15 protein-coding genes and 1 pseudogene are annotated in these 18,701 nt (G+C 68.1%); 8 read left to right on the top strand and 8 right to left on the bottom strand.

Going from position 1 to position 18,701, the window contains the following annotated elements:
- The 8 genes and pseudogenes from IZR01_RS27310 to dnaA form a co-directional block, all read right to left on the bottom strand.
- Positions 1 to 359: pseudogene (locus tag IZR01_RS27310) on the bottom strand (hypothetical protein); the annotation flags it as partial.
- Between the two features lie 250 nt (positions 360 to 609).
- The gene (gene gyrA / locus IZR01_RS27305) at positions 610 to 3,237 is read right to left on the bottom strand and encodes a DNA gyrase subunit A (RefSeq protein ID WP_194925513.1); all 2,628 of its coding nucleotides are present in this window, start codon (positions 3,235 to 3,237) and stop codon (positions 610 to 612) included.
- A gap of 91 nt (positions 3,238 to 3,328) precedes the next feature.
- Positions 3,329 to 5,314 carry a DNA topoisomerase (ATP-hydrolyzing) subunit B gene (gyrB, locus tag IZR01_RS27300; RefSeq protein ID WP_194925512.1) on the bottom strand — a complete coding sequence of 662 codons (1,986 nt, stop codon included), beginning with the start codon at positions 5,312 to 5,314 and terminating at the stop codon, positions 3,329 to 3,331.
- Between the two features lie 458 nt (positions 5,315 to 5,772).
- Positions 5,773 to 6,282 (bottom strand): DciA family protein, encoded by a 510-nt coding sequence (locus IZR01_RS27295; protein ID WP_194925511.1) that lies wholly within the window; start codon positions 6,280 to 6,282, stop codon positions 5,773 to 5,775.
- The gene (gene recF / locus IZR01_RS27290) at positions 6,279 to 7,442 is read right to left on the bottom strand and encodes a DNA replication/repair protein RecF (RefSeq protein WP_194925510.1); all 1,164 of its coding nucleotides are present in this window, start codon (positions 7,440 to 7,442) and stop codon (positions 6,279 to 6,281) included. Before recF ends, IZR01_RS27295 begins: the two co-directional genes overlap by 4 nt.
- 9 nt (positions 7,443 to 7,451) lie before the next feature.
- Entirely contained in the window at positions 7,452 to 8,330 is an 879-nt protein-coding gene (gene gnd / locus IZR01_RS27285) for a phosphogluconate dehydrogenase (NAD(+)-dependent, decarboxylating) (protein ID WP_194896979.1), read from the bottom strand.
- A 79-nt stretch (positions 8,331 to 8,409) separates the two neighbouring features.
- Positions 8,410 to 9,603 (bottom strand): DNA polymerase III subunit beta, encoded by a 1,194-nt coding sequence (dnaN, locus tag IZR01_RS27280; protein ID WP_194925509.1) that lies wholly within the window; start codon positions 9,601 to 9,603, stop codon positions 8,410 to 8,412.
- A gap of 754 nt (positions 9,604 to 10,357) precedes the next feature.
- The gene (gene dnaA / locus IZR01_RS27275; RefSeq protein ID WP_194925508.1) at positions 10,358 to 12,028 is read right to left on the bottom strand and encodes a chromosomal replication initiator protein DnaA; all 1,671 of its coding nucleotides are present in this window, start codon (positions 12,026 to 12,028) and stop codon (positions 10,358 to 10,360) included.
- 460 nt (positions 12,029 to 12,488) lie between these two features.
- Here dnaA and rpmH point away from each other — a divergent pair, with 460 nt between their 5' ends.
- The 8 genes from rpmH to IZR01_RS27235 all read left to right on the top strand — a co-directional run bounded on the left by rpmH (position 12,489) and on the right by IZR01_RS27235 (position 18,486).
- On the top strand, positions 12,489 to 12,626 hold the full coding sequence (gene rpmH, locus IZR01_RS27270; RefSeq protein ID WP_015797593.1) for a 50S ribosomal protein L34: 138 nt from the start codon (positions 12,489 to 12,491) through the stop codon (positions 12,624 to 12,626).
- 28 nt (positions 12,627 to 12,654) lie between these two features.
- Entirely contained in the window at positions 12,655 to 13,008 is a 354-nt protein-coding gene (gene rnpA / locus IZR01_RS27265) for a ribonuclease P protein component (protein WP_194896976.1), read from the top strand.
- Entirely contained in the window at positions 13,005 to 13,412 is a 408-nt protein-coding gene (gene yidD / locus IZR01_RS27260) for a membrane protein insertion efficiency factor YidD (protein WP_194925507.1), read from the top strand. Before rnpA ends, yidD begins: the two co-directional genes overlap by 4 nt.
- Positions 13,409 to 14,392, top strand: a complete 984-nt coding sequence (gene yidC / locus IZR01_RS27255; protein WP_194896974.1) for a membrane protein insertase YidC — start codon at positions 13,409 to 13,411, stop codon at positions 14,390 to 14,392. The genes yidD and yidC overlap by 4 nt, the downstream gene beginning before the upstream one ends.
- Before the next feature lie 14 nt (positions 14,393 to 14,406).
- Complete coding sequence (locus tag IZR01_RS27250; protein WP_194896973.1) at positions 14,407 to 15,000, top strand: Jag family protein; 594 nt, start codon at positions 14,407 to 14,409, stop codon at positions 14,998 to 15,000.
- 36 nt (positions 15,001 to 15,036) lie between these two features.
- On the top strand, positions 15,037 to 15,777 hold the full coding sequence (gene rsmG / locus IZR01_RS27245; protein WP_194925506.1) for a 16S rRNA (guanine(527)-N(7))-methyltransferase RsmG: 741 nt from the start codon (positions 15,037 to 15,039) through the stop codon (positions 15,775 to 15,777).
- A gap of 509 nt (positions 15,778 to 16,286) precedes the next feature.
- Positions 16,287 to 17,261 carry a ParA family protein gene (locus IZR01_RS27240; RefSeq protein ID WP_228560328.1) on the top strand — a complete coding sequence of 325 codons (975 nt, stop codon included), beginning with the start codon at positions 16,287 to 16,289 and terminating at the stop codon, positions 17,259 to 17,261.
- Between the two features lie 22 nt (positions 17,262 to 17,283).
- Positions 17,284 to 18,486, top strand: coding sequence for a ParB/RepB/Spo0J family partition protein (locus tag IZR01_RS27235; RefSeq protein WP_194925504.1), 1,203 nt, complete (start codon positions 17,284 to 17,286; stop codon positions 18,484 to 18,486).
- Positions 18,487 to 18,701 lie beyond the last annotated feature (215 nt).

The following is an 18,701-nucleotide window of genomic DNA, read 5'->3' as shown; positions in this document are numbered from 1 at the left end:
GCGTGGGATGGGCCGGGCATGGCCATGCCCGGCGCGCCGGGAGGCAGGTACGGGCCGGAAGCACCGGGGCCGTTGGGCGCCATGGGCGCGGCCTGCGGGGCGTGGGCCCCCTGGCCACCGGGAACGCCAGAACCGGCCGGACCGTAGCCCTGGCCCTGGCCCGCCGGGCCTCGTCCGCCCTGCGGCGGCCGGTAGCCGGGCGGCGGCTGGTTCGGCGGCGGAGCCTGGCGATGCGCCCCGGGCGGCACGGCGTCGGAAACGGAAGCGGCGCCGGGGCCGGGCCCATAAGCGCGGGCCCCGCCACCGACGCCGTCGGGGTCGGTTCCGCGGCTGGGATCGGTCGTCGTCTCGCTACTCACCCGGCCAAGCTACCGTCCTAATCCTTGTAGGTCTCCCCGGCCCCGCCATTTTCCGTAGCGGGGACCGTATGTTCGACGGACCTCAACGCTGCTCCATGCGCATAACCGGACACGCAGCGGAACTGGCGCGTCGCCGCGGCCTACCCGGGACCGCCGAACGGGCGTCACCCATCTGCCACAAGCCGAAACGCCGAGCGGCGGCCCGGTGCTCCCGCACCGATGCCGCCGCCCTGCGTTTCGCCTCAGTCGGTCACTCCTCGTCGGAGCCCTCCGAGCCTTCGGCACCGTCCGAGCCCTCGCCACCTTCCGAGTTCTCCGACTCGCCCGAGCCCGCGGCCACGTCGGTCGCGTCGGTCACGTCAGCCGCGACGATCACGCCTTCGCCGCTCGCCAGCTCCTCGCCGACCTCGCCGTCGGCCTCGCCCTCGATCTCGTCCTCGACCGGGTCCGCGTTGCGCGCGATCGCGAGCACCGTGTCCCCCTTGCTGAGGTTGATCACCCGCACGCCCATGGTGTCCCGGGACGTCGGCCGCACCTCGGAGACCCGGGTCCGGATCACACCGCCGGACAGCGTGATCGCCATGACCTCGTCGCCCTCGTCCACGATCGTGGCGCCGACCAGGCCGCCGCGCTCGTCGACGGTCTTGGCGGCGATGACGCCCAGGCCGCCGCGGCCGCGCAGCGGGAACATGTCCACCGGCGTCCGCTTGCCGTAGCCGCCGGAGGTCGCGGTGAACAGGAAGGTGTCCGGCCGGACCACGTCCATCGACAGCAGTTCGTCGTCCTCGCGGAAGCGCATCCCGATCACGCCCGAGGTGGCCCGGCCCATCGGCCGCAGCGCCTCGTCGGTCGCGGTGAACCGCAGCCCCTGCGCCTGCTTGGAGACCAGCAGCAGGTCACTCTCGGCGGAGACCAGCTCGGCGGCGATCAGCTCGTCGTCCTCGCGCAGGTTGATGGCGATGACGCCGGCCGTGCGCGGCGAGTCGTAGTCGCGCAGCGGGGTCTTCTTGATCAGGCCGTTCTTGGTGGCCAGCACCAGATACGGCGTCTGCTCGTAGTCCCGCAGGTCCAGCACCTGGGCGATCTTCTCGTCCGGCAGGAAGGCCAGCAGGTTCGCCACGTGCTGCCCGCGCGCGTCGCGGGCGGTGTCCGGCAGCTCGTGCGCCTTGGCCCGGTACACCCGGCCCTTGTTCGTGAAGAACAGCAGCCAGTGGTGCGTGGTGGTGACGAAGAAGTGGTCGACGATGTCGTCCTGCTTCAGCTGCGCGCCCTTGACGCCCTTGCCGCCGCGCTTCTGCGAGCGGTAGAGGTCGGTCTTGGTCCGCCGGGTGTAGCCGCCGCGGGTGATCGTGACGACCACGTCCTCCTCGGGGATCAGGTCCTCGATGGACATGTCGCCCTCGTAGGGCACCAGCTGCGAACGCCGCTCGTCGCCGTACTTGTCGGCGATCGCCTGCAGCTCCTCCGAGACGATCCGCCGCTGCCGCTCCGGCGACTCCAGGATCGAGTTGTAGTCCGCGATCTTGGCCATCAGCTCGTTGTGCTCGGCCTCGATCTTCTGCCGCTCCAGGGCGGCCAGCCGGCGCAGCTGCATCTCCAGGATCGCGTTGGCCTGGACCTCGTCGATCGTGAGCAGCTCGATCAGGCCGGTTCGGGCTTCGTCGACCGTGGGGGAGCGGCGGATCAGCGCCACCACCTCGTCGATCGCGTCCAGCGCCTTGAGCAGGCCGACCAGGATGTGCGCGCGTTCCTGGGCCTTGCGCAGCCGGAACCGGGTGCGGCGCACGATCACGTCGATCTGGTGCACGACCCAGTGCCGGATGAAGGCGTCCAGCGACAGCGTGCGCGGCACGTCGTCGACCAGCGCCAGCATGTTGGCGCCGAAGGAGTCCTGCAGCTGCGTGTGCTTGTACAGGTTGTTCAGCACGACCTTGGCGACCGCGTCCCGCTTGAGCACGATCACCAGGCGCTGGCCGGTCCGGGAGGACGACTCGTCACGTACGTCGGCGATGCCGGCGACCTTGCCGTCCTTCACCAGCTCGGCGATCTTCAGCGCCAGGTTGTCCGGGTTCACCTGGTAGGGCAGCTCGGTGACCACCAGGCACATCCGCCCGTTGATCTCCTCGGTGTTGACCACCGCGCGCATGGTGATCGAGCCGCGGCCGGTCCGGTAGGCGTCCTCGATGCCGCGGCGGCCGACGATCAGCGCGCCGGTCGGGAAGTCCGGGCCCTTGATCCGCTCGATGAGCGCTTCCAGCAGTTCCTCGTTGTTCGCCTCGGGGTTCTGCAGGAACCACTGGACGCCGTCGTTGACCTCGCGCAGGTTGTGGCTCGGGATGTTGGTCGCCATGCCGACCGCGATACCGGTCGAGCCGTTCACCAACAGGTTCGGGAACCGCGCGGGCAACACCACCGGCTCGGCGGAGCGGCCGTCGTAGTTGGGGCGGAAGTCGACGGTGTCCTCGTCGATGTCCCGCACCATCTCCATCGACAGCGGCGCCATCTTGCACTCGGTGTAGCGCATGGCCGCGGCCGGGTCGTTGCCCGGGGAGCCGAAGTTGCCGTTGCCGTCGACCAGCACCATCCGCAGCGACCAGGGCTGGGCCAGGCGCACCAGGGTGTCGTAGATCGGCGAGTCGCCGTGCGGGTGGTAGATACCCATGACTTCACCGACGACGCGGGCGCACTTGTAGTAGCCGCGGTCGGGCCGGTAGCCGCCGTCGTACATCGCGTACAGCACCCGGCGGTGCACCGGCTTCAAGCCGTCGCGGACGTCCGGCAGCGCGCGACCGACGATCACGCTCATCGCGTAGTCGAGGTACGAGCGCTGCATCTCCGTCTGGAGGTCGACCGGATCGATCCGGTCTCCCTGCGGCATCTCGTCCACAGTCTCCGTGCTCAAATCTCAATCCTTCGCTGTCAAGGAGAGGTGGTGCTCTCGTCAGGTTTGTTCGTGGACGGGTGTGGACTCAGATGTCCAGGAACCTGACGTCCTTCGCGTTGCGCTGAATGAAGTTGCGGCGGGCCTCGACGTCCTCGCCCATCAGGACCGAGAACAGGTCGTCGGCCTGGGCCGCGTCGTCGAGGGTGACCTGCCGCAGGATCCGGTGCTCCCGGTCCATGGTGGTGATCCGCAGCTCCTCGGCGTTCATCTCGCCGAGGCCCTTGAAGCGCTGGACGGTCTCGTCCTTCCTCCGCTTGTTCGCCGCGACGCCCGCCTCGAGCAGCTGGTCGCGCTCGCGGTCGGAGTAGGCGTAGTAGAAGTCGTTCTGCGTCCACTTCACCTTGTACAGCGGCGGCGCGGCCAGGTACACGTGCCCGGCCTCGACCAGCGGCTTCATGAACCGGAACAGCAGCGTGAGAAGCAGGGTGTTGATGTGCGCGCCGTCGACGTCGGCGTCGGCCATCAGGATGATCTTGTGGTAGCGCAACCGGCTGATGTCGAAGTCGTCGTGCACCCCGGTGCCCAGCGCCGAGATCAGTGCCTGCACCTCGGTGTTCTGCAACACCTTGTCGATCCGCGCCTTCTCGACGTTCAGGATCTTGCCGCGGATCGGCAGGATGGCCTGGGTCATCGGGTCGCGGCCGGAGCGGGCCGAGCCGCCGGCGGAGTCACCCTCGACGATGAAGATCTCGGTCTTCGTCGGGTCGTTGGACTGGCAGTCGGACAGCTTGCCGGGCAGCGAGGAGGACTCCAGCAGACCCTTGCGACGGGTCAGCTCGCGGGCCTTGCGCGCGGCCATGCGCGCGGTGGAGGCCTGGATCGTCTTGCGGATGACCTCGCGGGCCTCGTTCGGGTTCTCCTCCAGCCACTCGCCGAGCTTCTCGTAGACCAGACGCTGCACGAAAGTCTTGGCCTCGGGGTTGCCCAGCTTGTCCTTGGTCTGGCCCTCGAACTGCGGCTCGGACAGCTTCACCGAGACGATCGTGGTCAGGCCCTCGCGGATGTCCTCGCCGGCGAGGTTCTCGTCCTTCTCCTTGAGCAGCTTCTGGTCGCGCGCGTACTTGTTGATCAGCGTCGTCAGCGCCGCGCGGAAGCCCTCCTCGTGCGTACCGCCGCCGTGGGTGTTGATGTTGTTGGCGAAGGTGTAGATCGACTCGGAGTACTGGCTGTTCCACTGCAGGGCGATCTCGGCCGCCAGAGTGCGGTCCTTGTCCTCGCCCTCGAAGTCGATGACGTTCGGGTGGACCGGCTCGCCCTTGCGGGAGTTGATGTGCCGCACGAAGTCGGCGATGCCGCCCTCGGCGTGGTACTTCACCGAGCGCTGCTCGCCGTTCTCGTCGATGAACTCCGGGCGCTCGTCGGTCAGCGAGATCGTCAGGCCCTTGTTCAGGAAGGCCATCTCCTGGAACCGGCGCGAGAGGGTCTCGAAGGAGTAGACGGTGGTCTCGAAGATGTCGGTGTCGGCCCAGAAGATGGTCGAGGTGCCGGTGTCCGCGGCCGGGCCGCCCTTGCTCACTTCGGCCTCGGGAACGCCACGCTTGTACACCTGGTTCCAGACGAAGCCCTCGGTGTGCACCTCGACCTCGACCCGGGTGGACAGCGCGTTCACGACCGAGACGCCGACGCCGTGCAGACCGCCGGAGACCTTGTAACCGCCGTCGCCGAACTTGCCGCCGGCGTGCAGGATCGTCATCACGACCTCCAGCGCCGACTTGCCGGTCTTGGTGTTGATGCCGACCGGGATGCCGCGGCCGTTGTCCACGACCTTCACCCCGCCGTCGGCCAGCAGCCTGACCTCGATGGTGTCGGCGTACCCGGCCATCGCCTCGTCCACCGAGTTGTCGACGATCTCGTAGACCAGGTGGTGCAGGCCGCGTTCACCGGTGGAGCCGATGTACATGCCCGGCCGCTTCCGGACGGCTTCCAACCCCTCCAGGACACTGATGGAGTCAGCGTTATAGGTGCCATCGGGGTTCGGGGTGATGTCCCCGGTCGGTTCTACGTCCGCCACGGCGCGCTGGCCCTTTCTCAAAACACGGCCCTGAGCGTGCGGAGCGCGCCGTCGGAGGAACCCACCGGACAGTCGCGGCCCGACGCGAGCCGCGAAGGGGAAGACTTACGAGCTTTATTCTACCCTGCCCGGCTGACCAAAGTGGCCCTCATACGGCCCTGTGAGGCCTTGAGAGACATTTTTTGCCCGTCTTTGAAGTCCCCCCATACGAGCCGCCCTGCGAACGGCTCACGAGAGCGTCCGGCACGGTCTGAGGATGCGAGAGGGTGATTGTCACAGATATGGACCTTTATAGTCGCCGATCAGCTGGCCGATTCCCAAGCCGCGACCAGGTGATTGTGCCTGATGAGACACCTGTGGACCCCGGGACGACGGAGCCGGTGGGACGGCCCGTCGCGAACCTAACGACCCCGGCAGGCCGGAACAAGGTCAAAAGACAGGTAACCGGCCGCGATCGGTCACCGGCCGCCCGGCCCGACCACTTTCAGGCTCGAGATCGCCCCGGCGGCTTCCCGGCCGCCATGGCTCGCCCGCGACGTCCCCAGTTCGGCATTGAGTTTCGCGAGCAGCTGGGGGGCGAGCATCCGCAGTTCCGTGGCCCAGGCCGCCGAATCGGTGCGGACGGTCAGGATGCCGTCGTTGAACTCCAGCGGGGTGCAGTGCGCGGCGATGTGGCTGCCCACGATGTCGCCCCAGCGGCCCATGACGCCGCCGACCGCCGCCGGAACGCTCCAGCCGCGGTCCTCGATCATTCTGGGGAGCGCCGAGGAGAGCAGTTGCGGATCACGTTCGTCTGGGCCGGATCCGGAACGCTGGCCCGGGTTGTTGTTACGTCGGCGATTGCCGTTCCACCCGCCGCCTTCCTTGCCGCGGGCCCGCGCGGCCGTGAGCGCGGCACGGGCCAGATCCATGCCGGAACCCTTGGCCTCATCAGCGCCGGAACCGTTGTCCACAGGCTGTGGATTCACGCCGCACTCACCAATCCCCCGGCCACCGCGAACTTCTGGCCGATCAGCTGCTCCGGCACGTCGGCGTCCACCGCGGCGGTGATGAGCACCTGGTCGGCACCGGAGACCCGTTCGGCCAGCCGCCGGCGGCGCTTGGCGTCGAGTTCGGCGAAGACGTCGTCGAGGATCAGGACCGGCTCGCCGCCTTCTGAGCCGTCCGAACGCAGCAGATCGTAGGCGGCCAAACGTAATGCCAGCGCGTATGACCAGGACTCGCCGTGGCTCGCGTAGCCGCGGGCGGGCATCAGACCCGCGGAGAGCCCGGCCTCCCCGGCAGAGGAGGTCAGCTCCAGCACCATCTCGTCGCGATGCGGGCCGACCAGGGTGATACCGCGGTCCAATTCGTTAGCGCGGGCCTGGCCGAGGGCCGCCAAGAACTGTTCCGTGAGGACATCGACAGCCGGGTCGGGTTCCGGGGAAAGCGTTGAGCGGTAACCGATCCGGGTCGCGCCGCCCTCGGCGATCTCGGCGTAACACTTGTCCACAAGTGGGGACAACGCCGAGATCAGGGCCAGCCTCGCACCGACCAGTTCCCCTCCGACCTTGGCCAGGTGGTGGTCCCACGCGTCGAGGGTCGTGAGGTTGGGGCCGGAGGTCTTGTTACGCCGGGCCATCGCGGCCGTGCGCAGCAAAGTGTTCCGCTGCTTCAACACCCGGTCATAGTCCGCGCGGACCCCGGCGTACCGCGGCCAGCGCGCGACCAACAGCTCGTCCAGGAACCGGCGGCGTTCCCCGGGGTCGCCCTTCACCAGCGCGAGGTCTTCCGGGGCGAACAGCACCGTGCGCAGCACGCCGAGGACTTCGCGGGGCCGCGGCACCGGGTTGCGGTTCAGCCGCGCCCGGTTCGCCCCGCCCGGGTTCAGCTCGATTTCCACAAGCTGTGTACGGCCTTCGCGCTCCACGTTCGCCCGCACTATGGCGCGCGGCGCACCGAACCGCACGAGCGGCTGGTCGGTGGCCACCCGGTGGCTGTCCAGGGTGGCGATGTAGCCGATCGCCTCGACCAGGTTGGTCTTCCCCTGCCCGTTGGGCCCGACGAACGCGGTGACGCCTCCCTGGAGCGCGATCTCCAGGGAGGCGTACGAGCGGAAGTCCGCCAGCGACAGATGCGTGACCCGCACTGGAAGGTCCTAACTCTCCTTCTGCACGGCGTGGCCGCCGAACTGGTTACGCAGCGCCGCGACGGCCTTCATCTGCGGGGAGTCCTCCTGCCGCGAGCTGAAGCGCGCGTACAGCGAGGCGGTGATGGCCGGGGTCGGCACGGCCAGGTCGATACCGGCCTCCACGGTCCAGCGGCCCTCGCCGGAGTCGTCGGCGTAGCCGCGGATGCCGGACAGGTGCTCGTCGTCGTCCAGCGCGCGGACCAGCAGGTCCAGCAGCCAGGAGCGGATGACGGTGCCCTCCTGCCAGGAGCGGAAGACCTCGCGCACGTTGGTCACGTTCGGGGCCGACTCCAGCAGCTCCCAGCCCTCGGCGTAGGACTGCATGATGCCGTACTCGATGCCGTTGTGGACCATCTTCGAGAAGTGGCCGGCACCGATCCCGCCGGCGTGCACGAAACCGCTGTCGCCCTCGGGCTTGAGCGCGTCGAAGACCGGCTGCACCCGCGCGATGTCCGCGTCCTCGCCGCCGACCATCAGGGCGTAGCCGTTCTGCAGGCCCCAGACGCCGCCGGAGACGCCGGCGTCGACGAAGGAGATGTCCTTGGTCTTCAGCAGCTCGCCGTGCTTGACGTCCTCGGTCCAGCGCGAGTTGCCGCCGTCGATCACCATGTCACCGGCGTCCAGCAGATCGGCCAGCTCGCGAACGGTGGCGTCGGTGGCCTCGCCGGCCGGGACCATGATCCAGACCGCGCGCGGCGCCGGCAGCGCCTCGACCAGCTCCTTCAGCGAGCCGACGTCGGCCAGCTTGGGGTCGCGGTCGTAGCCGACGACCGTGTGCCCGGCGCGGCGGATGCGCTCGCGCATGTTGCCGCCCATCTTGCCCAGGCCGACAAGACCGATCTCCATGGTCTTCCCCTTGATTGTTCCGTCACCTGATTGTGTCAGGACCGACCTTACGGTGAGCGCGCAGCGTGTGCTTGCCCGGTCAGCCTGCGGACTGACCCGGGACACGCAGCGGCATCATCAGGTAACGGAACTCCTCCTGCGGCGGGGCGTCCAACGCCGGTCGGCCCATGAGCACCGCGGGCTTGGAGGCGACGGTGAACGACAGCTGCGCGTACTGCGTGTCGATCACCTGCAGGCCGTCCAGCAGGAAACTGGGGTTGAACGAGACGCTGATGTCCTCGCCGTCCAGTACCGCGTCCATGGCCTCCGAGGCCTGCGCCTCGTCGCCCGCGCCGGCCTCCAGGGTCACCTCGCCCTGGGTGAAGGCCAGCTTGATGGGCGAGGTGCGGTCGGCCACCAGGGACACGCGCTTGGCGGCCTCCAGGAACGGCGCGGTCTCGACCGTGGCGGTGATGTTGTACTCCGACGGGAACAGCGAGCGGTACTTCACGAACTCCCCGGACAGCAGCCGCGAGGTCATCCGGCGCGAGCCCTTGGCGCCGCTGGAGGCGCCGTCACCGGACTGGAAGCCGATCAGCCCCTCACCGGCGTCGCCGCCGGACAGCGCCAGGGTGACCCAGTCGCCGCCGGTGAGCGCCTTGGCGGTGTCGGACAGCACCTTGGACGGGATCAGCGAGGTCGCCGACATGTCCTGCTGCTCGGGCTTCCACTGGAGCTCGCGCACGGCCAGCCGGAACCGGTCGGTGGCGACCAGGGTGATCTTCTCGCCCTCGATCTCCACCCGGATCCCGGTCAGCATCGGGATGGTGTCGTCGCGGCCGGCCGCGATGGCCACCTGGGAGACCGCGCTGGCCAGGCCGGAGGCGGTGACCGCACCGGTCGCGGTCGGCATCGTGGGCAGCGCCGGGTAGTCCTCGACCGGGAGGGTCTGCAAAGTGAAGCGGCTGGATCCACAGCTGACGAGAACTTTGGAGCCCTCGGTGGAGAACTCCACGGGGCGGTTCGGTAGCGACTTGGCGATGTCGGCCAGGAGCTTGCCGTGGATCAGGATGCGGCCGGGCTCGGTGACGTCGGCACCGATCTGCGCCCGCGAGGAGACCTCGTAGTCGAAGCCGGACAGCGTGACCGAACCGTTGTCCCCCTCGCCGCCCTCGCTCTCAACGGCCTCGAAGACCAGGCCGGCCAGCACCGGGGCGGCCGGGCGGCTGGGCAGGGACCGCGCAGTCCATGCCACGGCCTCGGAAAGGACGTCGCGTTCGACCCGGAACTTCACCGGACACCGCCTCCTGCTTGCTTTGCTCGCTGCTCGTCGGAACCAGCGTCCCATCATGCCGCCTGCGACCCACAGGCTGTGAATCGGCGCGGCGATCGAGAGGTTCCAGTGTGCCTGAAACGAGCTTCGGCAGGAGTGGAAACGGCGAGAACGGGGGAAGCACTGTCAGAGGACCCTGAAAGAGTGAATCCGGCCTCGGCGCCTTAGGACGTCCGACAAGTGGACCGCAAGGTTTTCCACAGATGTGGGCCGAGACTGATCAAATCGGCCGACGTAGCTAACTGTTCTCGTAGTAGTAGTAGGGCCTGTGGATACTGTGGATAACCGGTCTCTGGGCAGCTCAGACCTATTATGTTAGTCCACATTGCTTGTGTATTCAGCTGTGGAAAACAAATCATCTCTGGGGATAACTCGCTGGTATCCACACGTCCACTCAGTTACGCACAGCGTTGTCCACAGGTTATCCCCAGTTTTCCCCCGACTTTTCCCCAGCCGGGCGTGACCCTTGCGATCTGCCATGTGGGTGACAAGTTGAACCAGTGGAACGTCATGCGTCCGGACCTTTTCCCGCCATCTCCTTAGCGACATAGAGCTTCGAAGCGGACATGTGAGGACATTAGTCGACAAGGAGCTATGAAAGGTGGGAGGCGCGGGTTTTCTCGATCTTCGGCGTGTCGCGTCACCGGCGCGTGGCGGCACATCAAAAAGGTCCCCCGCGCCGGGCGCGCGGGGGACCTTAGAGCGAACAGGCAGGTCAGCCGGACTGTTTGATGCGGTTGGTGAGCTCGGTGACCTGGTTGAAGATGGCCCGGCGCTCCGGAAGCAGGTTGCGGATTTTGCGGTCGGCGTGCATGACCGTGGTGTGGTCCCGGCCGCCGAAGGCCTGCCCGATCTTGGGCAGGGAGAGGTCGGTGAGCTCGCGGCACAGATACATGGCGATCTGCCGGGCGGTCACGAGGATCCGGCTGCGGGAAGTCCCACAGAGGTCCTCCATGGTGATCCCGAAGTACATCGCCGTCTGGGCCATGATCGTGGAGGCCGTGATCTCCGGACCCGCGGCGTCCGGCATCAGGTTCTTCAGCACGTCCTCGGCCAGCGACAAGTCGACCGGGGCCCGGTTCAGCGAGGCGTACGCCGTGACCCGGATCAGCGCGCCCTCGAGCTCGCGGATGTTGGTGGAGATCTTGGAGGCGATGAACTCCAGCACCTCCGGCGGCGCGTTCAGACCTTCTTGTTGTGCCTTCTTGCGCAGGATCGCGATCCGGGTCTCCAGCTCGGGCGGCTGGATGTCGGTGATCAGGCCCCACTCGAACCGGGAGCGGAGCCGGTCCTCCAGGGTGTTCAGCTGCTTGGGCGGCCGGTCGCTGGAGATGACGATCTGCTTGGAGGCGTTGTGGAGGGTGTTGAAGGTGTGGAAGAACTCCTCCTGCGTTCCCTCCTTGTTCTCCAGGAACTGGATGTCGTCGACCATCAGGATGTCGACATCGCGGTAGCGCTTGCGCAGGTGGTTGCCGGCACCGTCGCGGATCGCGTTGATGAAGTCGTTGGTGAACTCCTCGGTGGACACGTAGCGCACGCGGGTGCCCGGGTACAGGTTGCGCGCGTAGTGGCCGATCGCGTGGAGCAGGTGCGTCTTGCCCAGGCCGGAGTCGCCGTAGATGAACAGCGGGTTGTAGGCCTTGGCCGGGGCCTCGGCGACGGCGACCGCGGCGGCGTGCGCGAAGCGGTTGCTGGAGCCGATGACGAAGGTCTCGAAGACGTACTTCTCATTGAGCTTGGCCTGCTGGGCCTTGGCGCCGTCGTCCGGTGTGGACGAACGGGCGCCGGGGCTGCCGGTGGACAAGGACAGAGTGGCCGCTATCGGGTCGCTCTCCTCGACCGGGGGCTCTGAGATGCGCGGCGGGGGCAGGGCCACGCCGCCGGCCGAGGCCCGGGGCAGCTCGGTGGGGAAGCCCGGCGGGTCGCTGTGGAAGGCCGACGGCACGGGCTGCTCGGGACCGGCTGAGGTCACCGGGGGCGGCGTCCAGTGCGCCGGGGGCGGCGCGAGCTGCTGGATGACCGGGGCGGCCGGGGCCGGGGCCGAAGACGCCGAGCCCGGGGTGTTCTCCATCGCCTTGTCGACGAACAGGCTGAACTTGATGTCCGGGCCGAACATGGCGGCCAGGTGGGTGGTGAGCATCGGCTCCAGCCGCTGCTCCAGATAGTTCTTGGAGAAGTCGTCAGGCACCGCGAGCACGATCGTGTCGCCGATCACGGTCCGGGCCTCCGGGATCATGAGGAAGGCCTGCTCGCTCTTGGTCAGGGAGCTGTCCGATTCGACCCGGACGCGGAACTGCGGCCACAGCGCGGTGGCATCGCCGGGGGCGGCCGGCGGATGCGGGAGCGGGGTGTAGCCTTGCGGGTCTGACACGTCCTGCGGCTCCATTCTGTTGCCGCCACTGGCCGGCGCCGGCGGATCGGCGTCACGTTTCCCACAGGCTTTCCACAGGTCGTACGCAGCAACTGTGTACAGCTGTGGATAAGGCCGGGCGCGGCCGCGTCGGTTGTCGTATCTGTCGTTTTCACAGGTCCGGCGCCCACCGGGGCCGAGCGGGCCTGACAAAATGCCGCACACCGCCTGGCGGCGACGGTTCGCTGACGGTAGCGGTTCCCCACGGTTATCCACAAGTACAGTGGTCCTGTGGATAATAGTCCTCAGGAGTGCTGTGACGGCCGGGCCCACCTCGGGTTTGACCCTTCCGGGTGGCGCCACGTACCGTAAGCAGGTCGAGAAGTCGATTGCCGATGCCGCGCGTCTACGCGCGAGACCCTGTTGCCGCACTTCACAGACATACCGAGCAGTGACGCCGCCCTGAAGGGCGCCAACCAACAAAGCGGAGCCCCCAGTGAGCAAGCGCACCTTCCAGCCGAACAACCGCCGTCGTGCCAAGACCCACGGCTTCCGTCTCCGGATGCGGACCCGTGCCGGGCGCGCGATCCTGGCCAACCGCCGTGCCAAGGGCCGTAGCGAGCTGTCGGCCTGAGCCGCGGTTCAGATCCTTCCGACCCGCCGTGCTCTCCTCCGCGCACCGCATGCGGAGGTCGGCGGACTTCGGTGCTGCCGTACGCGGCGGCCGACGTGCCGGACGGACCACCCTTGTCGCGCACCTGGCCGTTCCCAGCGACCCCCCGCCCGCCGCGGCTGATGCCGCCGTGCTGGCGGGCTTCGTCGTGAGCAAGGCCGTGGGCCCGGCCGTGGTGCGGACCGCGGTCAAGCGCCGGCTGCGGCACCTGGTCCGCGATCGGCTGGATCTGCTGCCCGCCGGGTCCAGACTGGTGGTCCGGGCACTCCCGGCGGCGGCCACCGCGGACTCGGCGACCCTTGGCGCCGACCTGGATTCGGCCCTGCGGAAGCTGTTGCGATGAAGTACGTGTTGATGGGCCTGATCCGGCTCTACCAGATCGTCCTGAGCCCGGTCGTGAACTGGCGCGGCCCGGTGTGCAAGTTCGAGCCCTCGTGCTCCCACTACGGCTATGAGGCCGTGAAGACGCACGGGGCGATCAAGGGCGGCGGCATGACCGTGTGGCGGGTGCTGCGCTGCAACCCGTGGAGCGCGGGCGGATACGATCCAGTCAAGCCCCGTGAGCCCAGGGGTCCTGAGGGCGACGAAGACGACGGCCAGGCGCGGAACCTCTCGGCGTCCGAGACGAGTTCCCCTGGTGAGACAACACAGACTTCCGACCGGACTGAGATGGTCGGTTTGCCCACCAAGCCGGCCCGCGACGCGGTCCGGCCCGACCTGATGTCCAGCCGAGGAGCGCGATCGTGATCGACACAATCCTCTCCCCGATCATCTGGGCCACCAGCTTCGTGATGATGCTGTGGCACCGGGCGTTCGGGGCGGTTTTCGGCAGTGATTCCTCGGCGTCCTGGGTGCTGTCGATCCTCTTTTTGACGATCACCATCCGCGCGGCGATGATCCCGCTGTTCCGTAAGCAGATCAAGTCGATGCAGAACATGCAGCGACTCCAGCCCCAGATCCAGGCCCTGCAGAAGAAGTACAAGCTCGACAAGCAGAAGCTTCAGCAGGAAATGATGAAGCTGTACAAGGACAACGGGACGTCCCCGTTCGCCTCGTGCATGCCGATCCTGCTGCAGACGCCGTTCTTCATGGGCCTGTATCGGGTGCTCAGCCACGTCGCCGCCGGCAACGCCGTCGGGGCGCTGTCCAAGACCGACGCCCAAAGCGCCCAGCACGCGAACTTCTTCGGCGCGCCGCTGTCCCTGAGCTTCCTGCACCACAGCTCGTCCCAGATGGCCCTGATCGGTGTGCACTCGGTGACCAACCTGCAGGTCGTCGCGGTCATCATGGCGGTCATCTACGCCACGTCACAGTTCCTGACGCAGCGCATGATGATGGCCAAGAACACCAACATGGACAACAGCGTCCCGAACCCGATGATGCAGAGCCAGAAGATCATGCTCTACGTCATGCCGTTCGGCATGCTGTTCTTCAGCCTGAACGTGCAGATCGGCGTCGTGCTGTACCTGATGACCACGAACGTGTGGACGATCGGTCAGCAGTTCTACACTCTGCGCAACTCCCCGATGCCCGGCAGCCAGGCCGAGAAGGAGATGCTGGCCCGCCGCAAGGCCAAGGAGGAGAAGAAGCGTCACGACCTGATCGCGAAGGACCCGGAGGCGGCCAGGGAACTGGCGTCGGCCAACGCCGCCGCCCAGGACAAGGCGGCGGTCTCCAGGCAGCGACAGCAGCCGGTCCGCACCACTCGTAGCAAGCGCAAGAAGTAGAGGAGCCGCACGGCATGAGCGACACCACCGCGGTGACCGAGGCCGAGGCCTCCGAACTGGCCGACGCCGAGCCGCAGGCCGGCCAGGAACAGGCCGACAAGCCCGCCGAGCGGGCCCCGGAGTCACCGGCCGAGCGCATCGCCCGCCTGGAGCGGGAGGGCGACATCGCCGCCGACTACCTGGAGGGCCTGCTCGACATCGCCGACCTGGACGGCGACATCGACATGGACGTCGAGGGCGACCGGGCCTCGGTGTCCATCGTCGGCGGCAAGCTCTCGCACCTGGTCGGCTCCGAGGGCGAGGTCCTGGACGCGCTGCAGGAGCTGACCCGGCTGGCGGTGCTCCGGGAGACCGGCGAGCGGTCCCGGCTGATGCTGGACATCGACGGGCACCGGGCCACCCGGCGCTCCGAGCTCACCCGGATCGGCACCGAGGCGGCCCGCAAGGTGGCCGAGACCGGCGAGCCGGTGAAGCTCTCGGCGATGTCGCCGTTCGAGCGCAAGGTGGTGCACGACGCGGTGGCGGCCGCCGGGCTGCGCAGCGAGTCGGAGGGCGAGGAGCCGAACCGCTGTGTGGTCGTCCTTCCGTCCCTGTCACAGTCGGCCTGAGGATCGAGCAGGACCGAGCTGGGACATAGTGGAGACATGCGACCTTCTGCGCCGGACCCTGCCGTCGCCGGCGGCGGCGAGCCCACCGATCTGGTGCTAGGCCCCGCCCCGGAGGCGGTGGTGTCCGTTTTCGGGGACCGGGCGGCGGACGCCACCCGGTACGCGGAGATCCTTGCCGGCCCCGGGGTGACCCGCGGACTGCTCGGTCCCCGCGAAGTGCCGCGGTTGTGGGAGCGGCACATTCTCAACTGCGCCGTGGTCGGTGAACTGCTGCCCGCGGACATCCGGGTGTGCGACGTCGGCTCCGGCGCGGGTCTGCCCGGCATCGTCCTGGCGCTGGCGCGTCCGGACCTGTCGGTCACCCTCCTGGAGCCTCTGCTGCGCCGCACCCTGTTCCTGGACGAGGTGATCGACCTCCTGTGTCTGGAGAACGTCCGGGTCCTGCGCGGCCGGGCCGAGGAGTTCGCCGGCAAGGAGCGGTTCGAGGTGGTGACCTCCCGGGCGGTGGCGCCGTTGGACCGGCTGGCCGGTTGGTCGCTCCCGCTGCTGCGTTCCGGTGGAGAGATGGTGGCGCTCAAGGGCGGTTCGGCCGAGGCCGAGCTGGCCGAGAGCGCGGAGCTGTTGGCGAAGCTCGGCGCCACGCGCTGGAGCGTACAGATGGTCGGCGCCGGGATCGTGGACCCGCCGACGACGGTGATCCGGGTCGGGATCGACGAGGAGATCCAGGTTCGCAGCGCGAAGAAGTCCCGGCCGCGGAACCGGCGGCCCGGGCGCTGAGAGTGGGCGTCGGTCGTCGATGTTTCACGGGAAACAGCGGGGGCCGGTAGCGCGTAGCTCCCCGGTGATCGCCGGACCAGTGAGCCGGTTTCCCGTGAAACATCGCCGGATGTTTCCCGTGAAACCGGCTCGCGACGGTTGGCCCGGGCGATGTTTCACGGGAAACTGGCGAAAGAGGCTGTGTTTCACGCCGAAACTCCGCCCTTCGTTCGTTCTCGGGGAAGCGAGTACGGCAGACTGTTGGTTCGTAGCTTCTCGCCTCGGCGAGCACAGCCATTCGCGCGTCCCATGACAGGAGTTCTTCCGTGGCCGCACCCGGCAATGAACACCGAGAGCACCAGGGGGTCGACCCGCTGCTCGCGCAGTCAGTGGTGGACAGCCTGAACGACGAGCCCTACTACCCCGCCGGGACCACCGACGTGATGGCCACGCCGCCGGTGGACCTCGAGTACGAGTCCGGACACGTTCCCGCGGGAGCCACTCCCTCTGCACCCCTTCAGGTATCGCACATGCCGTCTTCTTCCGTTCCCGCCCAGGGTCCCTCCGTCGCCGACGACTCGGACACCCCGATCGCCCGCCAAGCCGCCGCCGCCATAGAAGCGCTGTCCGGAGTCACCCGGCTTCCCAAGCCGGACAAGACCCGAGTGCTGGTCGTCGCCAACCAGAAGGGTGGCGTCGGCAAGACCACGACCACGGTCAACCTGGCCGCCTCGCTCGCCCAGGCCGGCTCCTCGGTACTGGTGATCGACCTGGACCCGCAGGGCAACGCGTCCACCGCGCTGTCGGTCGAGCACCACGCCGACGTGCCCTCGGTCTACGACGTCCTCATCGAGCGCTACACGATGGACGAGGTCGTGCAGCAGGTCCCGGAGATCCCCAATCTCTACTGCTGCCCGGCGACCATCGACCTGGCCGGTGCCGAGATCGAACTGGTCTCGATGGTGGCTCGGGAGAACCGGTTGGGCAAGGCACTGTCCGCCTACCAGAAGAAGATGGACTACGTCCTCATCGACTGCCCGCCGTCGCTGGGCCTGCTGACGGTCAACGCGATGGTGGCCGGTGCCGAGGTGCTGATCCCGATCCAGTGCGAGTACTACGCGCTGGAGGGTCTGAGCCAGCTGCTCCACAACATCGAGCTGATCCGCGGGCACCTCAACCCCGAGCTGCACGTGTCGACGATCCTGCTCACCATGTACGACTCCCGGACCCGGCTGTCGACCGAGGTGGCCGAGCAGGTGCGGACGCACTTCCCGAACGAGGTGCTGTCCTCGGCGATCCCGCGTTCGGTGCGGGTGTCCGAGGCGCCGTCGTACGGCCAGACCGTGATGACGTGGGACCCGGTGTCGACCGGCGCCATCGCCTACCGGGACGCGGCCCGGGAGATCGCCGAGCGCGGCGCGTCCCGGGTCCCGATGGACGGCATGAACGATTTCCGGGCCGACATCGAGTACGGTGGGGCGTCCCTGCACAGCGGTGGGCAGTGAACGGCACGATGGGAGAGCAGTGGTGAACGACCGCCGACGCGGACTGGGCAAGGGCCTGGGGGCCCTGATTCCCTCCGGCGCCCCCACGTCGATACTGTCCGAGAAGTCCCGTGCCGAGTCGGCGACCACGTCGACCGCCGAAGACACTGTTTCACGGGAAACCGCGACCGATGTTTCACGGGAAACAGCGCCGGCCGTGCCGGTGCGGACGGCGCTGGGAACGCTGCCGATCGACACCGCTCCGGACTATCGGTCGTCCGACACGGCGAGCATCGGGTCCCGTTCGGCGTCGGTTCCGGCCCCGGCATCGAGCCCGGAATCCGCCTTCGACGCCGACCTGCCGGACGGGCTGATGCCGGTTCCGGGCGCGTCGTTCGCCGAGATCCCGCAGGGCCAGATCCGCCCGAACCCGGTGCAGCCGCGGACCGAGTTCGACGAAGTCGCCCTGGCCGAGTTGGTCGCCTCGATCAAGGAAGTCGGCCTGCTGCAACCGATCGTGGTCCGGCAGCTGGCCGAGCCCGAGGGTGAGCACCGCTACGAACTCATCATGGGCGAGCGGCGGTGGCGGGCTTCGCAGGAGGCCGGCTTGTCGGCCATCCCCGCCATCATCCGCGACACCCGCGACGACCGGATGCTGTTGGACGCGCTGCTGGAGAACCTTCAGCGCGCCCAGCTGAACCCGCTCGAAGAGGCGGCGGCCTACGACCAACTGCTGAAGGACTTCGACTGCACCCATGAGGTGCTGGCCGAGAAGATCGGCAAGTCCCGGCCGCACGTGACCAACACCCTGCGGCTGCTCACCCTGACTCCCGGGATCCAGCGCCGGGTCGCGGCCGGCGTCATCACCGCCGGCCACGCCCGGGCGCTGCTCGGCCTGAAGTCGGTGGAGCAGCAGGAGGAGATCGCCAAGCGCATCGTCCGGGAGAACCTCTCGGTGCGGGCGGTCGAGGAGCTGGCCGGGATGGGCCGCTGGGACGCCGCCGCCCTGGACACCGCGCTGACCGAGCCCGGCGAGGACTACCTCGACCTCAGCGAGAAGCCCAAGGGTAAGCGGGTGCGTTCCGGAAGCCGGATGCCGATCCTGGAGGACTTCGGCCAGCGGCTGTCGGACCGGCTGGAGACCCGGGTGAAGGTCGACATCATGCAGAAGCGCGGTCGGATCACCATCGAGTACGCGGGGATAGAGGACCTGAAGCGGATCGCGAAGACGATCCTCGGCGAGTAGTTGTTTCACGGGAAACCGTGACGAGGCCCGGCGGTGTCCGCCGGGCCTCTGCCATGTTTCACGGGAAACAACGGCGATGTTTCACGGGAAACGAGGCCTTCACGGACCAGGGGCCAGGACGTCCGACGGGTGCGGCGGTCGTCCGGGAGTCGAAGTGCCGACTGGCCGCTGCCGAAGATGGAACCGAGTCGGGAAGCCCTCGAGGAACGGGGCGC

Source organism: Catenulispora pinisilvae (assembly GCF_015356865.1).
Classification (GTDB): Bacteria; Actinomycetota; Actinomycetes; order Streptomycetales; family Catenulisporaceae; genus Catenulispora; species Catenulispora pinisilvae.
Note: the sequence above shows the minus strand (reverse complement) of the source record. Positions and strands in the feature narration are given on the sequence as shown.

Excerpts from the sequence above, each read along its gene's own strand:
- gyrA (WP_194925513.1), bottom strand. The coding sequence starts at position 3,237 with ATGCCGCAGGGAGACCGGATCGATCCGGTCGACCTCCAGACGGAGATG.
- gnd (WP_194896979.1), bottom strand. The coding sequence starts at position 8,330 with ATGGAGATCGGTCTTGTCGGCCTGGGCAAGATGGGCGGCAACATGCGC.
- dnaA (WP_194925508.1), bottom strand. The coding sequence starts at position 12,028 with ATGGAGCCGCAGGACGTGTCAGACCCGCAAGGCTACACCCCGCTCCCG.
- yidD (WP_194925507.1), top strand. The coding sequence starts at position 13,005 with ATGAAGTACGTGTTGATGGGCCTGATCCGGCTCTACCAGATCGTCCTG.
- IZR01_RS27250 (WP_194896973.1), top strand. The coding sequence starts at position 14,407 with ATGAGCGACACCACCGCGGTGACCGAGGCCGAGGCCTCCGAACTGGCC.
- rsmG (WP_194925506.1), top strand. The coding sequence starts at position 15,037 with ATGCGACCTTCTGCGCCGGACCCTGCCGTCGCCGGCGGCGGCGAGCCC.
- IZR01_RS27240 (WP_228560328.1), top strand. The coding sequence starts at position 16,287 with ATGCCGTCTTCTTCCGTTCCCGCCCAGGGTCCCTCCGTCGCCGACGAC.